The sequence below is a fragment of the Paenibacillus sp. 01L418 genome (genome assembly GCF_056400045.1).
Genome location: NZ_JBFTSN010000784.1, coordinates 1 through 1,121, shown reverse-complemented (window position 1 = coordinate 1,121; position 1,121 = coordinate 1). Strand labels below are relative to the sequence as shown.

The 1,121-nt window shown below is 34.9% G+C and carries 2 protein-coding genes; one reads left to right on the top strand and one right to left on the bottom strand.

All coding sequences use genetic code 11. The features are described from left to right. Nucleotides 1-401: ketopantoate reductase family protein (locus tag AC1DSE_RS35610; RefSeq protein WP_477529163.1), on the bottom strand; the 401-nt coding region annotated here is incomplete at its 3' end. Nucleotides 402-548: 147 nt separating this feature from the next. Here AC1DSE_RS35610 and AC1DSE_RS35605 point away from each other — a divergent pair. Beyond that, entirely contained in the window at nt 549-1,100 is a 552-nt protein-coding gene (locus AC1DSE_RS35605) for a TetR/AcrR family transcriptional regulator (RefSeq protein WP_477512015.1), read from the top strand. The last annotated feature ends 21 nt before the right edge of the window (nt 1,101-1,121 follow it).

Here is a 1,121-nt window from a genome sequence, read left to right as displayed (position 1 = left end):
TCTTTAATCTGTCCGCCGAAGCCTGGAAAAGCTGGTAAAAGTCTATCCCCTACGATATCCAGCCACGAAGAAAATCCAATTGAATTACTAGTCATCGTAACTATATTTTTGCTTTGATTATCTTTTAGCGCTAACAACGCTGATTCGGACCGATCATAACGAACGGTAACGAAAATAAAATCGTATATATCGTCATTTTCGAGCGTATCGATGACATTCACTTGTATCGATCTAACTGTATCTTTTTCTTTATATTGCAGGCCATTTTCTCTTAATGATTTAAATCTATTAGAATGTGCAAACAGGGTAACGTCAAACCCTGCTTCAATAAGCTTAATTGCGTACATGCTCCCGATGACACCTGCACCAAAAATTAAAATTCTATCTTGTTTTGCTGACATTTAAATCACTCCTACTTATTAACTTTCCTTTTTGATTATCAGACAACATGTTGTATGATGTGATTATAAATCTTCATTATTCCTTGATCAACCATCAGTTTTTTATTATTTGTCGGATGATATTCTTATCGCTAGTAGGAGGGAAACATGAAAAAGCAACCCCAAATAACGGAGAAAACAAGACAAAAATTTGTAGAAGTTTTTTGTGAGTTATATAGCCAAAAGCCGATTGAGAAAATTTCGGTTCAGGAAATTGCGAATAAGTCAGGATATAACCGCAGCACCTTTTATCAATACTTTATCGACATTTACGAATTGTTAGACTCTGTTGAAAATGACTTATTGAATGAAATGAAAAAAGAATTGGAAAACAAAGAGCTATCGATGCATACGGTTCAAGATACGCTCTATTGTCTGGACAAAAGAGAACATCTCCTGGTTCTTAATGCCCTTTTGGGTGATTATGGAAGTGCCCGTTTTTTAAAACGCTTAAAAAATGAAATCACTTTGAATCAATTAGAATTAAACATTCCGCAAAACCATTCCATAACGCCATACTTAATTGAGTTTTACCTGACAACTTCCCTTTCTTTATTTCGTCTTTGGCTCCAGCGTCAAAAGGATTTATCGTCAGAACAATTTTTCAATTTAGTGGAGAACCTATATTCAAGCGGGATTACGCCCTATTTTAAAGAATGAGTCTGTCATTCAAACCAAAAG

Coding starts and splice junctions, on each gene's coding strand:
- AC1DSE_RS35605 (WP_477512015.1), top strand. CDS start 549: ATGAAAAAGCAACCCCAAATAACGGAGAAAACAAGACAAAAATTTGTA.